The organism is Actinomadura graeca (genome assembly GCF_019175365.1).
Lineage (GTDB): Bacteria > Actinomycetota > Actinomycetes > Streptosporangiales > Streptosporangiaceae > Spirillospora > Spirillospora graeca.
This window is the reverse complement of the sequence record NZ_CP059572.1, coordinates 6,660,301-6,677,166: the sequence shown is the minus strand read 5'-3', so window position 1 is coordinate 6,677,166 and position 16,866 is coordinate 6,660,301. Positions and strand designations below refer to the sequence as shown.

Annotated in this window: 16 protein-coding genes and 1 pseudogene; 6 read left to right on the top strand and 11 right to left on the bottom strand. The window is 70.3% G+C overall.

Features of this window, described 5'->3' with window-relative positions; translation table 11 throughout:
* Window positions 1-4 precede the first annotated feature (4 nt).
* Entirely contained in the window at window positions 5-1,453 is a 1,449-nt protein-coding gene (locus AGRA3207_RS29560) for an MFS transporter (protein ID WP_231330411.1), read from the bottom strand.
* A 101-nt stretch (window positions 1,454-1,554) separates the two neighbouring features.
* Here AGRA3207_RS29560 and AGRA3207_RS29555 point away from each other — a divergent pair, with 101 nt between their 5' ends.
* Entirely contained in the window at window positions 1,555-2,151 is a 597-nt protein-coding gene (locus tag AGRA3207_RS29555) for a TetR/AcrR family transcriptional regulator (RefSeq protein ID WP_231330410.1), read from the top strand.
* A gap of 13 nt (window positions 2,152-2,164) precedes the next feature.
* Here AGRA3207_RS29555 and AGRA3207_RS29550 read toward each other — a convergent pair whose 3' ends face one another.
* Entirely contained in the window at window positions 2,165-2,839 is a 675-nt protein-coding gene (locus AGRA3207_RS29550; RefSeq protein WP_231336431.1) for a 4'-phosphopantetheinyl transferase family protein, read from the bottom strand.
* A 30-nt stretch (window positions 2,840-2,869) separates the two neighbouring features.
* Between AGRA3207_RS29550 and dapE the strand changes: the two genes are divergently transcribed.
* Window positions 2,870-3,940 carry a succinyl-diaminopimelate desuccinylase gene (dapE, locus tag AGRA3207_RS29545; RefSeq protein ID WP_231330409.1) on the top strand — a complete coding sequence of 357 codons (1,071 nt, stop codon included), beginning with the start codon at window positions 2,870-2,872 and terminating at the stop codon, window positions 3,938-3,940.
* 205 nt (window positions 3,941-4,145) lie between these two features.
* Here the strand turns inward: dapE and AGRA3207_RS29540 are convergent, their stop codons facing one another.
* Both AGRA3207_RS29540 and AGRA3207_RS29535 read right to left on the bottom strand, forming a co-directional pair.
* Complete coding sequence (locus tag AGRA3207_RS29540) at window positions 4,146-5,072, bottom strand: trypsin-like serine protease (RefSeq protein ID WP_231330408.1); 927 nt, start codon at window positions 5,070-5,072, stop codon at window positions 4,146-4,148.
* A gap of 236 nt (window positions 5,073-5,308) precedes the next feature.
* The gene (locus AGRA3207_RS29535) at window positions 5,309-6,145 is read right to left on the bottom strand and encodes a 2,3,4,5-tetrahydropyridine-2,6-dicarboxylate N-succinyltransferase (RefSeq protein ID WP_231330407.1); all 837 of its coding nucleotides are present in this window, start codon (window positions 6,143-6,145) and stop codon (window positions 5,309-5,311) included.
* Window positions 6,146-6,189: 44 nt separating this feature from the next.
* On the opposite strand from AGRA3207_RS29535, the gene AGRA3207_RS29530 reads away from it, so the two are divergent.
* Entirely contained in the window at window positions 6,190-7,095 is a 906-nt protein-coding gene (locus tag AGRA3207_RS29530; RefSeq protein WP_231330406.1) for a hypothetical protein, read from the top strand.
* Between the two features lie 63 nt (window positions 7,096-7,158).
* On the opposite strand, the gene AGRA3207_RS29525 is transcribed toward AGRA3207_RS29530, so the two are convergent.
* From AGRA3207_RS29525 to AGRA3207_RS29500, 6 genes are all read right to left on the bottom strand, one after another.
* Window positions 7,159-7,752, bottom strand: coding sequence for a hypothetical protein (locus AGRA3207_RS29525; RefSeq protein WP_231330405.1), 594 nt, complete (start codon window positions 7,750-7,752; stop codon window positions 7,159-7,161).
* Complete coding sequence (locus tag AGRA3207_RS29520) at window positions 7,749-9,008, bottom strand: DUF7224 domain-containing protein (RefSeq protein WP_231330404.1); 1,260 nt, start codon at window positions 9,006-9,008, stop codon at window positions 7,749-7,751. Before AGRA3207_RS29520 ends, AGRA3207_RS29525 begins: the two co-directional genes overlap by 4 nt.
* Before the next feature lies 1 nt (window position 9,009).
* Window positions 9,010-9,795 (bottom strand): ATP-binding cassette domain-containing protein, encoded by a 786-nt coding sequence (locus AGRA3207_RS29515; protein WP_231330403.1) that lies wholly within the window; start codon window positions 9,793-9,795, stop codon window positions 9,010-9,012.
* 11 nt (window positions 9,796-9,806) lie between these two features.
* Window positions 9,807-10,250, bottom strand: a complete 444-nt coding sequence (locus AGRA3207_RS29510) for a hypothetical protein (RefSeq protein ID WP_231330402.1) — start codon at window positions 10,248-10,250, stop codon at window positions 9,807-9,809.
* Between the two features lie 321 nt (window positions 10,251-10,571).
* Window positions 10,572-12,035, bottom strand: a complete 1,464-nt coding sequence (locus AGRA3207_RS29505) for an MFS transporter (protein WP_231330400.1) — start codon at window positions 12,033-12,035, stop codon at window positions 10,572-10,574.
* A 20-nt stretch (window positions 12,036-12,055) separates the two neighbouring features.
* Window positions 12,056-12,670 carry a hemerythrin domain-containing protein gene (locus AGRA3207_RS29500; protein WP_231330398.1) on the bottom strand — a complete coding sequence of 205 codons (615 nt, stop codon included), beginning with the start codon at window positions 12,668-12,670 and terminating at the stop codon, window positions 12,056-12,058.
* 349 nt (window positions 12,671-13,019) lie between these two features.
* Between AGRA3207_RS29500 and AGRA3207_RS29495 the strand changes: the two genes are divergently transcribed.
* The 3 genes from AGRA3207_RS29495 (at window position 13,020) to AGRA3207_RS29485 (ending at window position 14,367) form a co-directional block, all read left to right on the top strand.
* Window positions 13,020-13,559: a DUF6232 family protein gene (locus tag AGRA3207_RS29495; protein WP_231330397.1), complete on the top strand. Its 540-nt coding sequence runs from the start codon at window positions 13,020-13,022 to the stop codon at window positions 13,557-13,559.
* A complete protein-coding gene (locus tag AGRA3207_RS29490; RefSeq protein WP_231330395.1) occupies window positions 13,552-13,884 on the top strand; it encodes a hypothetical protein in 333 nt (110 codons plus the stop codon). The genes AGRA3207_RS29495 and AGRA3207_RS29490 overlap by 8 nt, the downstream gene beginning before the upstream one ends.
* A gap of 108 nt (window positions 13,885-13,992) precedes the next feature.
* Window positions 13,993-14,367 carry a glyoxalase superfamily protein gene (locus AGRA3207_RS29485; protein WP_231330393.1) on the top strand — a complete coding sequence of 125 codons (375 nt, stop codon included), beginning with the start codon at window positions 13,993-13,995 and terminating at the stop codon, window positions 14,365-14,367.
* 72 nt (window positions 14,368-14,439) lie between these two features.
* On the opposite strand, the pseudogene AGRA3207_RS40370 reads toward AGRA3207_RS29485, so the two are convergent.
* Window positions 14,440-16,686, bottom strand: a pseudogene (locus AGRA3207_RS40370) (Hsp70 family protein); the annotation flags it as partial.
* Window positions 16,687-16,866: the final 180 nt, after the last annotated feature.

The window sequence follows — 16,866 nt, the reverse complement described above, 5'->3', positions numbered from 1 at the left end:
GCCGTCACCGGCCCGGCCGCGGGGCCTCGTCCGCCGCGACGGGCACGGGGACGGGCGCCTCCGCCCGGCGGCCGGGCAGCAGGAGCAGCGCGACCAGGGCGGACGCCAGGGCGATGCCCGCGCTGGCGAGCATGGCCGCCTGGAACCCCTCGTTCAGCGCCGTGGCCACCACACGCTCGCCACCGGCGAGGGCGTCCTCGGTGGCGGCCGTGGACACCGCGACCGCGATGGCGAGGCCGATGGCGCCGCCGACCTGCTGGGTGGTGTTGATGAGCCCGGACGCGAGGCCCGACTCCCCTGCGGCGGCCCCGGCCGTGGCCGCGATGGTGACGGCGACGAACGCCACCCCGCCTCCGAGGCCCATCACGACGGAGGGGCCGAAGACGTCCTGCCAGTAGCCGCCCGGCGAGGACATCCGGGAGAACCACGCCAGCCCGGCCGCCACGATCACCAGGCCCACGCCCAGCGGCGCCCGCACCCCGAGCCCCGTCACCAGCCGGGACCCGCCCCCGGCGCCGAGCGCCAGCGCGACCGCCACCGGCAGCATGCCGAGGCCCGCCTCGACCGGCTCGTCCCCCAGGACCTGCTGGAGGTAGAGGGTCATCACGTAGAACATCGGGAAGACCGCCATCGTCAGCAGGCCGGCGGCCAGGTTGCCGCCGCGCAGCTCCCGTCCCCGGAAGATCCCGAGCGGCACCAGCGGGTTCCGGACGCGGGCCTCCACCAGCACGAACACCGCGAGGAGCAGCAGCGCCAGCGCGCCGAGCCCGTAGGTCTGGGCGGAGTCCCAGCCCGCGTCGCCGGCGTCCACGACCGTGTAGACGAGCAGCGCCAGGCCGCCGGTCACCGTCACGGCGCCGAGCAGGTCGAAGCCGCGGACCCGCTCGTCGCGCGCCTCGGGCAGCACGGCGGGCGCGAGCGCGATGGCGGCGGCGCCGATCGGCACGTTGACGAACAGCACCGACTCCCAGCCGAACCAGTCGGTGAGCAGCCCGCCGAGGATCGCCCCGGCGGCGCCGCCCGCGCCCGCCACGGCCCCGAACAGCCCGAGCGCGCGGTTGCGCTCGGGGCCCTGCTCGTACAGCGTCATGATCAGCGACAGCGCGGCGGGCGCGACGAACGCGGCGCCGAGGCCCTGGAAGGCCCGCGCGGCGACGAGGGTGCCGGCGTTCTGCGCCAGCCCGCCGCCGAGCGAGGCGACGGTGAACAGCGCGAGCCCGGCGACGAACATCCGGCGGCGGCCGACGAGGTCGGCGATCCGCCCGCCGAACAGCAGGAACCCGCCGAAGACGAGCCCGTAGGCGTTGCCGACCCACGACAGGTCGGCCTGGTCGAAGTGCAGGTCCCCGCCGATGGACGGCAACGCCACATTGACGATCGAGGCGTCCAGGACCAGCACGAACTGAACACTGACCAGCAGTGCGAGGGCGATCCCCCGGTGCCGTCCCGGCATGTACCCGCTCCCATAAGGAAGTTGAATTCCGCTTCCGTTTCGTGCCGGGGCAGAATACGGAATCTGGATTCCGGTTGTCAATCCGTGGTTCACTGGGGGCGATGTCCACCACACAGCCCGCCGCGGTGCCCGCCCGGGGGCCCGCCACGGAGGAGCGCCCGATGCGCGCCGACGCCCGCCGCAACCGGCGCCGCGTCCTCGACGCCGCCAGGGCCGCCATCGAGGAGCACGGCGCCACCGTCCAGATGGAGGACATCGCCAAGCGCGCCGGTGTCGGCGTCGGCACGATCTACCGGCACTTCCCCACCAAGCAGGCGCTGATCGACGAGCTGACGGACCAGTGGATGGACGACGGCGCCATCAACGCGGCCAAGGCGCTGCGGATCGACGACGCGTGGGAGGCGCTCGCGGCCTTCGTCCGGCTCAGCTCGGAGGTGATGGCCCGCAACCGCGGCCTCCGCGAGATCTACAGCGACGTCTCCAAGCCCATGAACGACTCCGGCGAGGACCATCCCGAGCTGCGCGCCAACGTCGGCCGGCTCCTGGACCGCGCCCACGAGGCCGGGGTGCTGCGCGCCGACGTCGGCTACACCGAGTTCCAGGCCCTCATGTGCGGCCTGGCCATCGTGACGACCTACACCGCGCCCGGCCTGCACCACGTCTACGCCGACGTCATCCTCAAGGGCCTGCGCAGCTAGCGCCGGCCGCGGGCTACCCCTGCTCGGTCACCCTGAGCGGACGTCCGGTCAGCACGGCGAGGGACGCCGCGTAACCGGCGCCCGGCGCCAGGTCGGCGAGCCGGACGGGCGACACGGCGGCGTCGCCGTCCCACGCGATGACCTGGGCGGGCTCGTCCGGAGGCGAGACGTGCAAGGCGGACATGGGGGCCGCCAGGCCGTGCCCGGTCGCCTTCAGGACGGCCTCCTTGCGGCTCCAGTACGTGAAGAAGGCCCGCCTGCGCTCGTCCGGCGGAAGGGCGGCGAGCACCCCGCGCTCGGCCTCGGCGAGGACCTTCTCCGCCAGACGGTCCACGTCCCGGTCGCTCTCGCGCTCCACGTCCACGCCGACCTCGGCGCCCTCGGCCACCACCAGGACGACGCGGTCTCCCGAGTGCGACAGGGAGAAGTCCACGGCATGTCCGGGCAGGCGGGGCTTGCCGTGGGACCCGCCGCAATGGGGGCAGTCGGTGGTGAAGGCGATGTCGCGCACCGGCAGCCCGGTGACGTCCGCGAGGACGGTGCGGGCCAGGAAGCGCCCGGTGACGAAACGGGCCCTGTCCTCGGGACGCCGGAACCGCTCGTAGCGCCCCCGCTCCGCCTCGTCGAGGAGGCCGCGCATACGGGGCCCGTCGGCCGGCGGCGCCCAGTGGACGCGGCATTCGAGCATCTCCACGAGGGCGATGATAGGACTTGGTCCATGCAGCTGGATCTGTTCTCGGACGCGGCGGACCTGACGGCGGCGATCGTCGACATCGAGTCGGTGAGCCGGGACGAGAAGGCCCTCGCCGACGCCGTCGAGGAGGCCCTGCGCGCCCTCCCGCACCTGACGGTCGACCGCGACGGGAACACCGTGGTCGCCCGCACCGATCTGGGGCACGCCGAGCGGGTCGTCCTGGCCGGGCACCTGGACACCGTCCCGCTGAACGGCAACCTGCCATCGCGCGTGGAGGGCGACCGGCTCTACGGCTGCGGCACCACGGACATGAAGAGCGGCGTCGCGGTCGCGCTGCGGCTGGCCGCCACCATCCCCGCCCCGACCCGCGACGTCACCTACGTCTTCTACGAATGCGAGGAGATCGAGGCGGAGCACAACGGGCTGAAGCGTCTCGCGGCGGGCCGCCCGGAGCTGCTCCGCGGCGACTTCGCGGTGCTGATGGAGCCGACCGGCGGTCAGATCGAGGGCGGCTGCCAGGGCACCCTGCGGGTGGAGGTCACCGCGAAAGGCGAGCGGGCGCACAGCGCACGCTCATGGATGGGCTCCAACGCCATCCACACGGCCGGGCAGATCCTGGACGTGCTGCGCGCCTACGAGCCGTCCCGCCCGGTGGTGGACGGGCTGGAGTACCACGAGGGCCTGAACGCGGTCTTCATCCGCGGCGGCGTCGCCGGAAACGTCATCCCGGACGAATGCGTCGTCACGGTCAACTACCGGTTCGCGCCCGACAAGTCCCCCGCCGAGGCGGAGGAGTACGTGCGGGGCGTGTTCGCCGGGTTCCACGTGGAGGTCACCGACAGCGCGTCCGCCGCCCGCCCCGGCCTCACCCACCCCGCCGCCGCAGCGTTCGTCAAGGCCGCCGACGCACCGGTCCGTGCCAAACTCGGCTGGACGGACGTGGCGCGCTTCGACGAACTCGGCATCCCGGCCGTCAACTACGGCCCGGGAGAGCCCACCCTCGCCCACACCAAGGACGAGTACGTGGAACTCCCCCTCATAGCCGACTGCGAACGCCGCATGCGCTCGTTTTTGATTGCAACCCCGGCTGTATAAAAGCAACCCCGGCTGTATAGAAGCAATCCCGGCTGTATAGAAGCAATCCCGGCCCAAGCGGGCTCGCCTGGCGGCTCGCCCGCTTGACCGTGCTTGTGCGAGCGCGACATCGCTTCGCGATCAGCCCGTCGGGGCTCGCCTCCGGCTTCGCCCCGACGGGCTGGTAGCGCGCTCGCGTGACGGCTGAGGCGCTTGGACCTGCTTCCTAGCGGGCGTGGCCTGGGGACAAGGGGGCCTGCTCCGATGTGCCGATGCCGGTGCCGGGGCCGGCTTGTCCGGACTCGCCCACGCCGCCCGGGGCCGGGTCCGCCTGACCGGACTCGCCGATGCCGCCCGGAGAGGGGTCGTCCCGGCCGGACTCGCCGATGGCCTGGCCGGAGTCGGGGACGACGGGCGGGCCCGCGAGGGTGTCGCTGATCCAGGTGGCGTGGAAGGGGACCTCCACCGCCCAGGCGGCCTCCTGGCCGGGGTCGTCCTCCCATTCGGCGTGGATCGCGACGAGCCTGCCGCCGTAGATGACCGGGCTGCCGGAGTCGCCACCGTCGGGTCGCCCCGAGGTCGCCGTGGTCTCCTTGAGCTCCAGGCCGTCCTTGACGTCGCCGATGGTGCCGCCGTTGTTGCCGGTGCTGTTCACCCGCATCGTCGCGATCTTCATGTCGCCCAGGTGGCCGAAGCCGTGCAGCGCGACATTGGCGTTGATGGGCGGCACCTGGGCGCGGCGCTCGATGATCTGATTGGTCTGGGAGACGTTCTCGGTCAGCCGCGCGAGCGCGATGTCGGCGTACTTGGGCCGCGATCCGGTGCCCACGTTGTGACGGACGAAACCCGCGATCCCGTGCCTTTCACCCTGCCCGAGGCGGTGATCGCCTACATAGACGGTGAACTCGTTGACGGGCAAGGGCAGATCATCCTCGTAGAGGCAGTGCGCGGCCGTGAGAATGTAGTTCTGGGCGACGAGCGCGCCGCCGCAGATGTAGTGGCCGTTCTGGTAGATCTGCACCGCTCCCTGCACATGGGAACTCGGAACGCCACCGGTGATGGCCGAGGCCGGGGACGCGGTCAGCGCACCCGCGGCCAGTGTGGCGGCCGGCAGCGCGACCGCAATGGTCTTCCACGATTTCCTGATCTTCATCACAGCACCTTTCCGCAGCGTCGTAACACGAAAATGGAACGGTTCCTGCGCGAGAAAGTGAAGGTCACAGGAAGAGGGCCTCCCGCTTCCGCTCGGGCGCGCTCGGACTGAACACGCTTCATCTTGTTGAGATGACGGTCATCGCCGTGATGTTCGCGTAGAAGCGCAAAATCCCGGCCGATCACGATGATCGGCCGGGATCCCGGTGACGCCACCTGGATGTTCGTCCAGGAAATTCAGGTGTTCATGCCATGGTCCCTCAGGATGTCGTTGAGGGCGGCCTTGTCGTGCCGCTGGCCCTCTTCTAGGCGCTTCAGGATCAGGACGGCGGGCAGCCCGAACGTCCCGCCCTTGAACTCCTTGGTGCGGGTGCCGCCGACGGCGACGCACCAGTCGGGGATGCGCCCCCGGCTGATCTCCTCGCCGGTCTCCACGTCGATGACGGGCATGGACGCCGACAGGTTCGTGCCGGAGCCGACCATGGCGCCGCGCCCGACCCGGGCCCCCTCGACGATCATGGAGCGGCTGCCGATCATGGCCTCGTCCTCGACGATCACCGGCTTGGCGTTCGGGGGCTCCAGCACGCCGCCGATGCCCACGCCCCCGGACAGGTGGACGTTCTTGCCGATCTGCGCGCAGGACCCCACGGTCGCCCACGTGTCGACCATCGTCCCGGAGTCGACGTAGGCGCCGATGTTGGTGAACGAGGGCATGAGCACCACGCCCGGCGCGAGGTGCGCGCCCCAGCGGGCGATGGCGCCGGGGACGACGCGGACGCCGTCCAGCCGGCTCTTGAGCGGGATGCGGTCGTGGTAGCGGAAGTCGCCGACCTGGGAACGCACCATGCCGAGCACCTTGAAGCTCAGCAGGATCGCGCGCTTGGCCCGCTCGTCGACGACGACCTCGTCGGTCGCCGGGTCGATGAGCGCGACACGGGCCTCGCCGGTGTCGAGCTGGTCGACGGCGGCCACGATCGCGGCGCGCGCGTCGCCGTCGTCCGGTGTGAGGTCGGCGCGCCGCTCCCACAGCTCGTCGATGACGCCGGAGATCGGGCTGGTGAACGTTTCGGTCATGAAGCTTGAGCTTACCGACCGCCGGATCCCGGTACCGTCGTCGCGTGGCTGTTTGGGCGAGGTTGAAGACACGCCCCGCGGAGGGCTCGGGCGGCGGGCACCGTCCCCGGTGGCGCTGGACCGCGGTGGCCACGGCCGTCGTGGTCGCTCTCGGGGTGGGCGGGTACGTCCTGTTCCAGCGCGCCCGCCCCTACCTGCACGGCTCCGGCTGCGAGGTGCGCACCGCCGCCGCGGGCAAGATGCCGCTGGACCTCGACCAGGCCGCGAACGCGGCGACGATCGCGGCGGTGGCGTTCCGCAAGCAGCTCCCCGAGCGCGCCGCGGTGATCGCCTACGCCACCGCGATCCAGGAGTCGCACATCCGGAACCTTCCGGGCGGTGACCGCGACTCGGTGGGCATGTTCCAGCAGCGCCCGTCGCAGGGCTGGGGCAAACCGCCGCAGCTCCGCGACCCCGTCCAGTCCACGAGCAAGTTCTTCGACGCGCTGGTGAAGGTCAAGGACTACCTCGACCGCGACCTGCACGACGCGGCGCAGCGGGTGCAGCGCAGCGCCGACGGCCGCGCCTACGCCCAGCACGAGCCCGACGGCAAGCTGCTGGCGCGGGTCTTCACCGGCCGCGAGCCCGGCTCGGCGCGCTGCTGGTATCCGCCGGGCAAGAAGACGGCGCCGCGACGGCCTGAGGCGATCAGGGAGATGCGCCGCGCCTTCGGCGGCCGACTCCAGGTCGACGGCCCGAAGGCCGCGCCGGGCTCCGTCCCGTCCTGGGACGCGGTCAAGGTCACCAACGCCCGCGCGGGCTGGGCCGTCGCCGCGTGGAGCGTGACGCACGCGCAGGTCTACGGCCTCACCGAGGTCCGCTACGCGGGCCGCCACTGGGAGGCCGACTCGGGCCACGACGGCTGGACGAAGGACGAGGAAGCCCCCACCGACCACGTCATCATCCACTGACCCGGACGCCGTTCATGGCGTCGGGCCGGCGCCCTTCAGCCGCGCCTGGCGCGCGCCACCGGCTCAGAGCTGCTGTCGCGGATCTCTTCGATTGCGGCAGGTGAGGAGGATTCCGGCGGCCAGGGTGATCACCGACACCGCCGCCGCGGGCACGTCGCCGGAGTCCGCCAGCGGCCAGACCCAGACCTGCACGCGGTCCGGAGGGGCGCCGGTGAGGATGACCAGGAACAGATACGCGGTCGGAACCGCGGTGGCACCATGGCGCCCAAGGAAGAAGCCTCCGATAAGGGCGGCGCCTGTATAGCCGGTCAGGTTGCGGCCGGCGGCGAATCCCAGGGGTTGGACGTCCGACAACGTCAAGAGGAGCCCGAACCCGAGTGCGCAGGCGCAGACCGATGCGACGAGCATGAGCCTGTAGCGCCTGGTCGTCCGGCTGGCCACCAACTCCAGTTCCCGCGGGCCGCCGGCCAGTCCGTGCATGAGCAGCGCCACCGAGATCAGAGGCACGATGAGGGCCAGCGGGGTTCCGATCAGCGCCTCTTGCAGGAGGCTGGGTGCCGGCACCGTACTGCCACCCGATATCGCGACGACGCCCAGCATCCCGGCCAGGCCGAGGAGAATGCCCAGCAGATTGTGCGCCCGCATCCAGAGAATCATTGTGTGGAGACTTCACGCGGCTCGATGTCGCAATCGGTCAAGGCGGCCAGGTTCTGCCTGAACCAGGAAAGCTGCGCGCTCTCGGATCTGGCCAGAATGTGCTGGATCATGGCGACGTTCTCGTCTCCGACCTTGGCCACGAGCTGAGCGGGTTCCACGCCCCCCTTGACGGCCAGCCACGCGCCGACGAGGTTGTAGGCGCCGCCACCATCCGCGGCCGATCTTTTCGGGCAATCGAGTTCTGCGCTCGGAAGGAAGCCACCGGCGAGGGCGACGACGAGATCCGCTTCCGACGAATCGGGGGCCGCGACGAAGGACCACGAGGTCTTCTGGTCCGCCGGACCCTCGGTGACCCGCTCGGGACGGGGAAGCCCGGCCGCCGAAATCCTCGTCACAGCCGGGTAGATCAGGCGGGCGTCGCGATCGAGGTCCTTTCGACGCTCGTTCCACACGCACACTTGCAGCCGGGAATAGGTACGGCACACCAGACCGGAAGAACGCGGCCTCTCGGCATAGGGCCCGAGACCCTTCACGAGCCCTATCGCGATGACCGTCGCGGTCAGAGGCAAGAGCACGGCGGATGCCCGTAATAGAACGGGCCGCCTGCTGCTCGACCAGACCAGGAACGCCGCGACCAGGAGAGAACCGGCGAGGACGGCCTGAGCGGCTAGGACCCGACCGTCGAAGACCGCGTCGGTGCGGCAGCAGGCCCCGTCGTTGTACCCGGTCAGATGCCTGAGCCAGAGCGGGTCGAGCGCGACCGGATAGGCGAGCCAGAACCACGCCGCCACGAGGAGCACCGGCACGCCTATGGCCGGATGCGACCAGCGTCCGGCCGCGAAGCCGACGACGGCCCATGACGACAGGACCAGCGTCGCGGTCCCTATGACCAGCACATCGGGCGTGCCCGGCACATCGCCGAGCTTGGTGAACAGCGCGCCGAATGCCGCGAGCATCCCGACGGCCGCGCAGCCCAGCATGGGCAGCAGGGACCACATCATGATCCTGGCAGGGCCGCGGACGCCCACCCCCGGATGGACACCCGCCCGCCGGAGCCGCCACGACTCCCACGCGGCGATGGCCGCGAGCGGCGGCGAGAACGCCAGAACGGCGGCCGACGTCGCCTTGACGGTTCCGTCGCGCCAATTGTCCTCGACGAAATCCAGGCCATCGCCGAGAAGGATGACGAGGTAGACGGCGAAGAAAGGCATGACGTAGACGGCGACGGCCGAGCGCAGCCAGCGATGCAGCGGCACGTCACGCCTCCTCTGACACGAACCGCGCGTAGGAGTCCTCGATGGAGCCGGCCGTCTCCACGAACCGGGCGGTCGCGCCCGAGAAACGCACTGTCCCGTCGTCGACGACGATCACCGAATGGTAGAGGTCGGTCAGATCCTCCGTCTGATGGGTCGAAACGACCACATGGCACCGTTCACTCACCCGGGAGATCACCTCTCGGAAGGTCTCACGCTGCCGCGGGTCGAGCCCTGCGGTCGGCTCGTCGAGAAGGATCACTTCGGCATCGTGGATCAAGGCGGAGGCCAGCCCGACGCGCCGGAGCTGCCCGCCGGAGATGTTCGACGCCCGCCGGTCGGCGACGGACCCGAGATTGACGTCCTCAAGAGCCGTTACGGAACGGCGCCAGGCGTCGGCCCTGGACAGTCCCTTGAGCCACCCCGAGTAGCTGACCTGTTCCCGCACCGTAAAGCCGGGAACAGCGCGGATGCTCTGTGGCATCCACCCCACCCTGCGCCGATACGATGAGCGTTCCCTGCGATACGCCGGGTCGATCCGGTCATAGGAAACAGACCCGCTCGAAGCGTAGAGCAACGAAGCGGCGAGACCGAGCAACGTTGACTTTCCCGCCCCATTCGGCCCCAGCAGGACCGAGCATCCGGCCGGGAACTCGAAAGTGAAATCCCGCAGAACCGGCTGCCGTCGTCGGTAGCCGAATGTGCAGCGGTTGAAGGTTATCGGCATGGTCCCCTCGTACAGGAGAACGAGATGAATCCCGCCCACCGTTCCTCCGGTGGACGGGTTCACCTCGACGAAGCTCAGTAGTGGACTTGCATCCATCCCGCTGAGAAGCGATACCAGCTGGGAGGGCTACCCGAGCCGTAGATCTTGACCAGGGTGAAGTGGTACTTTCCCGACCTCTGATCACCCCACTGGCCTCGCTGCATGCGGTTCCCCCTGCATGCGTTGCCGTAGGACCGCTCCCCGTACTTCGGATCCGGACGGCCCCGCAGTTCCCGATACAGGTTGAACGTTCCCGCCGGGCTCGGGGCGTTCGACGAGCAGTACTTCATTTCGAGTGCGGTGACCCAGTCGTCCCCGTTTCGATCGTTCCAGGAACGCGACTCCCTGCCGGTGGCCCAACTGTTGATGTTGGACTGCAAGGAGCCCTCGGCACTGGCCAGAGTCGACCAGCCTGATCCCACAGCCACGGCCACGAGGGTGACCGCGGCAACCCTCACCAGACGAATCATGCCAGGCATGAATCATCCCTTCCTGATCAGCTGCCACCGTATGGTGACATACCGAACCTCGGAGACCTGTACTGCGGGGTGAGTGCCGATATTGACAGGGTTACACAAGATCGGTCAAGGCTTTCGCCAGGTTCCGAGCGGACACGTCGCATTCGAGCTGCCACCGGGGGAGGTTTTTGTTGCGGGAAGGAGGTATGGGTGATGTGCGTCCCAACCCCTCCCGATTTGCACGAGCCGTTCCGGTATCCGCGTGGCGGTGAGAGGGCGGCCGCTGCCGAGCGTGTGCCGGCCGGTGGCTTCGGCCTGGAACGGCCGCCCACTCCCCGGGACCTACTTCGTGGGGACGGGTTCGGGGACGGGCGTCGCGGCGGGCTGGTCCTGGGCCTCGCCGCGGCTGTTCGCGGCGCGGAGCGCGACGATCGCGGCGGCGGCAAGGAAGAGGCTGCTGGCCAGCAGCGCCCGCGCGAAACCCGAGGTGAGCGCCTCGGGCATGGGACGGCCGTCGGCCACCGCGTCGCCCGTCCTGGACGTGGCGAGCGCCGAGAAGATCGCCAGCCCGAGCGCCCCGCCGAGCTGCTGGGAGGCGTTGAGCAGCGCGGCGGCGAGCCCGGCCCGGTCGGGCGGGACGTTGGCGTTGGCGGCGGTGGTGATCGCCACGAACGCCATGCCGAGTCCCACCGAGGAGATCAGCAGGCCAGGCAGCAGGTCGGTCGGGTACGAGCCGTCCACCGGGATCCGTGACAGCAGGTAGACGCCGGCTCCCGCGATCAGGAGCCCGGCGATGATCAGCGGGCGGGTGCCGACGCGGGTGAGCAGCTGGGCGGTGATCCCCGCGGCCACCGCGACCCCGGCGCAGAGCGGGAGATAGGCCGAGCCGGTCTTCAGCGGCGAGTAGCCGAGGACGTTGACCATGTAGAGGCTGAGGAAGAAGAACATCGAGGTGATGCCCGCCACCGCGACGAGCATCGCGACGTCGGCCGCGGCGAGACCGCGGGTCCGGAAGATCGACAGCGGCAGCAGCGGGTTGCGCCCCCGCTGCTCGTTGACGAGGAACGCCAGCAGCAGCACCGCCGCGCCCGCGAGGCCGCCGATGGTGCGGGCCGCGCCCCAGCCGGCCTCCGGCGCCTTCACCAGGGTGAACACGAGCAGCAGCATCCCGCCGGTGACGAGGGCGGTGCCGAGGAAGTCGAAGTTCGCGAGCCGCGCCGAGCGCCGGTCGCCCTCGACGAGCACGAACATCCCGACGAGCACCAGGACGCAGACGGGGACGTTCACGAGCATCACCCAGCGCCATCCCGGCCCGTCGGTCAGCAGCCCGCCGAGCAGCACCCCGGCCGCGGAGGCGCCGCCGGCGACGCCGCCCCACACGCCGAGCGCCTTGTTGCGGTCGCCGCCCTCCTTGAACATCGTGGTCAGGATCGACAGGGTGCCCGGCAGCATCAGCGCCGCGCCGACGCCCTGCGCGAGCCGCGCGCCGACCAGCATGCCGGGGGTCTGCGCGAGCCCGCCGGCGACCGAGGACAGCGAGAAGACGACGGTGCCCGCGACGACGACCCGGCGGCGTCCGAGCAGGTCGGCGAGGCGCCCGCCGAGCAGCATGAACCCGCCGTAGGTGAGCAGGTAGCCCGACGGCACCCACTGCAGGTCCTGGACGGTGAACTCCAGGTCGCCGCGGATCGCGGGCAGCGCCACGTTGACGATCGAGGCGTCGATGAAGTCGAGGAACGCGATGGCGCACAGCAGGGTCAGCGTGATCTTGCCGCGTGCGGTCGCGAGGAAGGACGGTTCGGCCATGTCGTGAACTCCGTTCGGTGTCAGGCGCCGACAGGGGCGCGCCAGCGCGGCGCGCGGCGGTAGCGGGGGTTCCACACACAGCGGTGGAGCACCCGGACGGGGGGCGGTACGACGCCGAGGACCTTGCGCCGCATGGCGGGTTCCGCGCCGTCCAGCAGCCAGGGGAAGAACGCGGCGGCGCCCTTGAGGCCGAGCAGGCGGCGCTGCTCGGCGCCGAACGCCGCCCACTCGTCCCCGGTGAGCAGGTCCTGGACGAGCGGCAGCGCGAACTGCTCCTCGTGCTCGCAGTGCGCGCCGAGCCCGTCGGCGAGCCGGTCCGCGCCCAGCGCGAGCCGGTCCGCCGAGCCCGCCTCGACCGCCGCCCCGACGGCGTCGAGCAGCGGCTCCAGCCCGGCGTGCTCGTCCTCCATCCGGTCCAGGACGGCCGGGTCCGCCGCCTTCGCCCGCAGGACGGGCCACAGATGCGTGTCCTCGGCGGTGTGGTGGATGTGCAGGAACCTCTCGAAGCGCACCCAGCCGGCCTTCACCGCCGGGCTTGAGGCGTCCCCGTCCCGCGCCATGGCGGCGAGACGGTCGAGATCGCGTTGGAATGCGTCGTGGACGGCGTACATGAACGTCACGTCGATGCCGCTCATTCGTACCCCCTTGTCGAGCCGTGTCGCATCTATGAGGGGTCCAGGCCAGGCACATGTGACAGCGGGCCCCAGAATGAGGCCCACATCACATCCGGCCGGGTGGTGGCGCATCCTCCGGCCCACCGGCCGTCCGGGGCACCCCGGTGAGGCCCGAGTCGGCGATCAGGAAAGGCGGCGGAATCGGCGGAGCCCGCCGCTCCGCGTCTTTGAGGAGGACGGCCAAGAAAGGATCTTCAGCGCTGTTTCCGGATCCGGCCACAAAGGTGATTCCAGGGAAAGCACGGGGCCGCCGAACGCCGATGCTGGCTACGATTTCAACGACATCGGCTATCGGCGGACGGGGTGTCCTATGGCGAAGAAGCCCGAGGCCAAGGTCATCGAGGTGCACAGGCGCACGCTGTCCATAGGACCCGACTATCAGGTGTACCAGCTGAACAACGTCGCGCGCGTCCAGGTCCTGGACTGGAAACCTGATCTCGGCTACGGATCCCTTTCGAGCGTCCTAGGGAAGCTGCTCGTCACGCTCGTCGCGGCGGGCGTGGCCACGATCCTCGCGAACTCCTCCGATTCCACCTCGGGGGACGTCACGACCGTCATCAACTGGGCCGCGCTCGTGCTCCTCATCCGGTACGCCTATCAGGCGATCCGCATCGTCGCGAGGCAGACCCAGTGGGCGCTGGTCCTGGAGACGACCGGGTTACCGATCGCCGTCATCACCGGAAAGCACCGCGAACCCGTCGTCGAGCTGCACCGGTTCATCGTCAATTCGATCGAGAACCCGCCGGAGCGCGCCCAGTCGTGGCACATCGGTCACCTGAACATGGTCGGCGGCGACCAGATCAACCAGTCGGGCGAGGGCAACAAACTGGGGAAGGTGCTCAATGGGTGATTTCAACGTCGTCGGCGGCGACCAGATCAACCAGTCCGGATCCGGCAACAAGATAGGAAAGATCGTCCATTCCGAGGAGACCCGCACCGACGCGGCGCGGGACCTGTCCGAGCTGATCGCGCATCTGCGCGGGGCGGGCCTGGTCGACGCCAACGGCGACCCGACCGACATGCCGCGTCTCCGCGCCGAGGTCGCCCGCCAGCGGGGACGGTTCGGCAGGCTGGCGGACTTCCTCAGGCGCGGGGGCGAACCCGTGGCGGTCAGCGCGACCGGCGGCACCATCGCGGGCGTCGTGATCGCCGTGCTCCGCCAGCTCGCCTCCTGACCCGCGGGGCCCGCCGAGAACGTCGGTGCCCGGCCCTACGCTGAGTCTTCCGACCTGGGAGGGGAAGGCCCCCAGAGAAGATCACTCAACGCGGACTAGGGGGCACTGATGGACTTCAGGCTTGAGCTGGTGACGGTTCCCGTCTCGGACGTCGACCGGGCGAAGGCGTTCTACACCGAGAAGGCCGGGTTCAACGCCGACCACGACCACCAGGTGAACGAGCAGATCCGTTTCGTGCAGCTCACGCCGCCCGGGTCGGCGTGTTCGATCGCCATCGGCACGGGCCTGGAGGACTCCATGACCCCGGGTTCCGTGCAGGGGCTCCAGTTGGTCGTGGCGGACGCCGACGCCGCGCGCGCGGAGCTGGCCGGGCGGGGTGTGGACGTCAGCGAGGTCCACGAGTTCCCGTGGGGCCGCTTCGTCTTCTTCAAGGACCCCGACGGCAACGGCTGGAACGTCCAGGAGATCGTGCGGCCCTCCTGATCATTCACGCTCGGCGTCGAGGGGACAGGGGGCGTCCTCCAAGGTGACCGGCGTGTCCGACGTGTCGTCCGGGAGACGCAGTGTCCGCTCCCGTCCCGTGCCGAGGTCTTTGACGGAGACCTCCGTGACGCCATTGGAGTCGGTGTCCATCATGACCTCGATCCGCGGGACGCCGCGCGGCGCCGGGGGGAGGTCGAGGCGGAGGACGCCGATCCTCCGGTTGTACTCCGCGATCTCGCGTTCACCTTCGTAGACCGCGACGACCACGGACGTCTGGTCGTCGCGGCCGGTGGTGAAGATCTCGGAGCGCTTCGTCGGCAACGTCGTGTTCCGCTCGATGATCTTGGTGTGGAGGCCGCCCCTGGTCCCGATGCCCAGCGACAGCGGCGCGACGTCGAGCAGCAGGGTGTCCTTGACCTCGCCCTTGAGGCAGCCGGCCTGGAGCGCCGCGCCGACCGCGACGACCTCGTCGGGGTTGACGCTCCTGTTCGGCTCCTTACCGGTCAGCTCCCTCACCAGGCCGGAGATCGCGGGCATCCGGGTGCCCCCGCCGACCAGGACCACGTGGTCGAGCTCGTCGACGGTGAGTTCGGCGTCCTTGACGGCCCGCAGCAACGGCCCCTTGCAGCGTTCGAGCAGGTCGGCGGTGATCCGCTGGAACTCCGCCCGGGTGAGGGTCTCCCGCAGGCGCAGCGGCCCGTCCGCTGTGGACGCGATGTAGGGCAGATCGATCACGGTCTCCTGCGCGGAGTGCAGCTCGATCTTGGCCTTCTCCGCGGCCTGGCGCAGGCGTCCGAGGGCCGTCTTGTCCTCGGCCAGGTCGATGCCATGGGCCTCCTGGAAGCGTCCGGCGAGCCAGTCGCGGATCCTGGCGTCCCAGTCGTCGCCGCCGAGGAACTGATCGCCGTCGAGCGCCTTCACGTCGACCACACCGTCGCCGATCTCCGCGACAGCGACGTCGAACGTCCCGCCGCCCAGGTCGAAGATCACAATGTTGGCGTTGTCATCGCGGTACCGGTTCTCGTGGTAATAGGCCAGGGCCGCCGCGACGGGCGCGGGGATCAGGCGCAGGACGTCCAGGCCGGCGGCCCGCGCCGCCCGGCGCACCGCCTGCCGCCGCGCGGTCGTGCACCCGGCCGGGACCGCGATCACGGCGGAACCCAGCCCCTCGTCCAGATAATTCTGGGCGTCGTCCTTCAGCTTGCGCATGATCACCGCGCCGATGTGCTCGGCGCCGAGTTCGCGGTCGTCGACGACCGTCGTCCAGCCCGTGCCCAGCTCCCGCGCGGACGAGCGGACGGTCCGATCGATGTTGCCGATCTCCTGCCTGCGTGCGTTCTCCCCGACGGCCGTCCCGCCACCGGCGGTGAAACCCACGACCGACGGCAGGGCCCGCGCTCCCTCCGAGGTGGTGACCACCGTGGGATCCCCGCCCTCCAGCAGGGAGATGACGGACTCGGACGTCCCGAGGTCCAGCCCGACCGCACGGCTCCCTCCCCGCCGGACGGTCCGGAGCCGCGCGGCGACCTCCCGTCCGTCCCCCGGACGTTCCGCGGGCGTCTTGGCCAGCAGCTCGTCGATCAGATCGACCAGCGCGGGCGGCGCGTCATGCCGGTGAAGGTCGGCGCCGAGCGGTGACGTGGTCGCATGCTGGTGGCGCAGCGACGTGGGGGTGCCGCTGAAGGGCGGCACGCCGGCAAGCAGCGTGTAGAGCGTGCAGCCCAGCGCGTACAGGTCGGTGCGCGCGTCGGCTTCGAGTCCCTCGAACTGCTCCGGCGCCATGAACTGCGGGGAGCCCATCCGCCCGTACTGCTGCGTCAGGCCGATCGTCGCGCCCTCCATGTGGGCGATGCCGAAGTCGCAGATCTTCACCCGCCCGTTCTCGACGAGCATGATGTTGCCGGGCTTGACGTCGCGATGCACGACACCGGCCGCGTGCGCCGCCGCGAGCCCTTCGGCGATCTGGATCCCGTAGTCGACGACCGTCTCCAGGTCCAGGCCGACGGGATTGCGCGAGATGACCGTCTGAAGGTCCTCGCCGTGCAGGTACTCCATGACCAGGTACAGGTAGCCGTGGTGAAGGCCCTGGTCGTAGACGGTGGCGATGGCCGGATGGTGCCGCCCGTTCAGCCAGGCGATGATCCTGCCCTCGCGGCGGAGGCGGGCGTTCAGATCCTCCCGGGAACTGTCGGGGACCAGCTTCACCGCGACGGGCCGCTCAAAGGCCAGATCCAGGCCCCGCCACACGTGCCCGTTGCCGCCCCGGCCGAGCAGTTCGTCCAGCCGGTACTTGCCGTCCAGAACCTGGCCCTGCCACAAAACGCGCCTCCACCGAACCGTCTCCATGCCTTACCGGCATTGGATCAACCCGCCCGGGCCACGTCCACTGCATTAGGAAAACAGACGCCACGAAGTGATGCCCCGCGACGTCCGCACGCCAGAATCCACCTACCCCAGAAATGCGCCGCAAAATTCTTCCACGAATGACACGCCAACAGC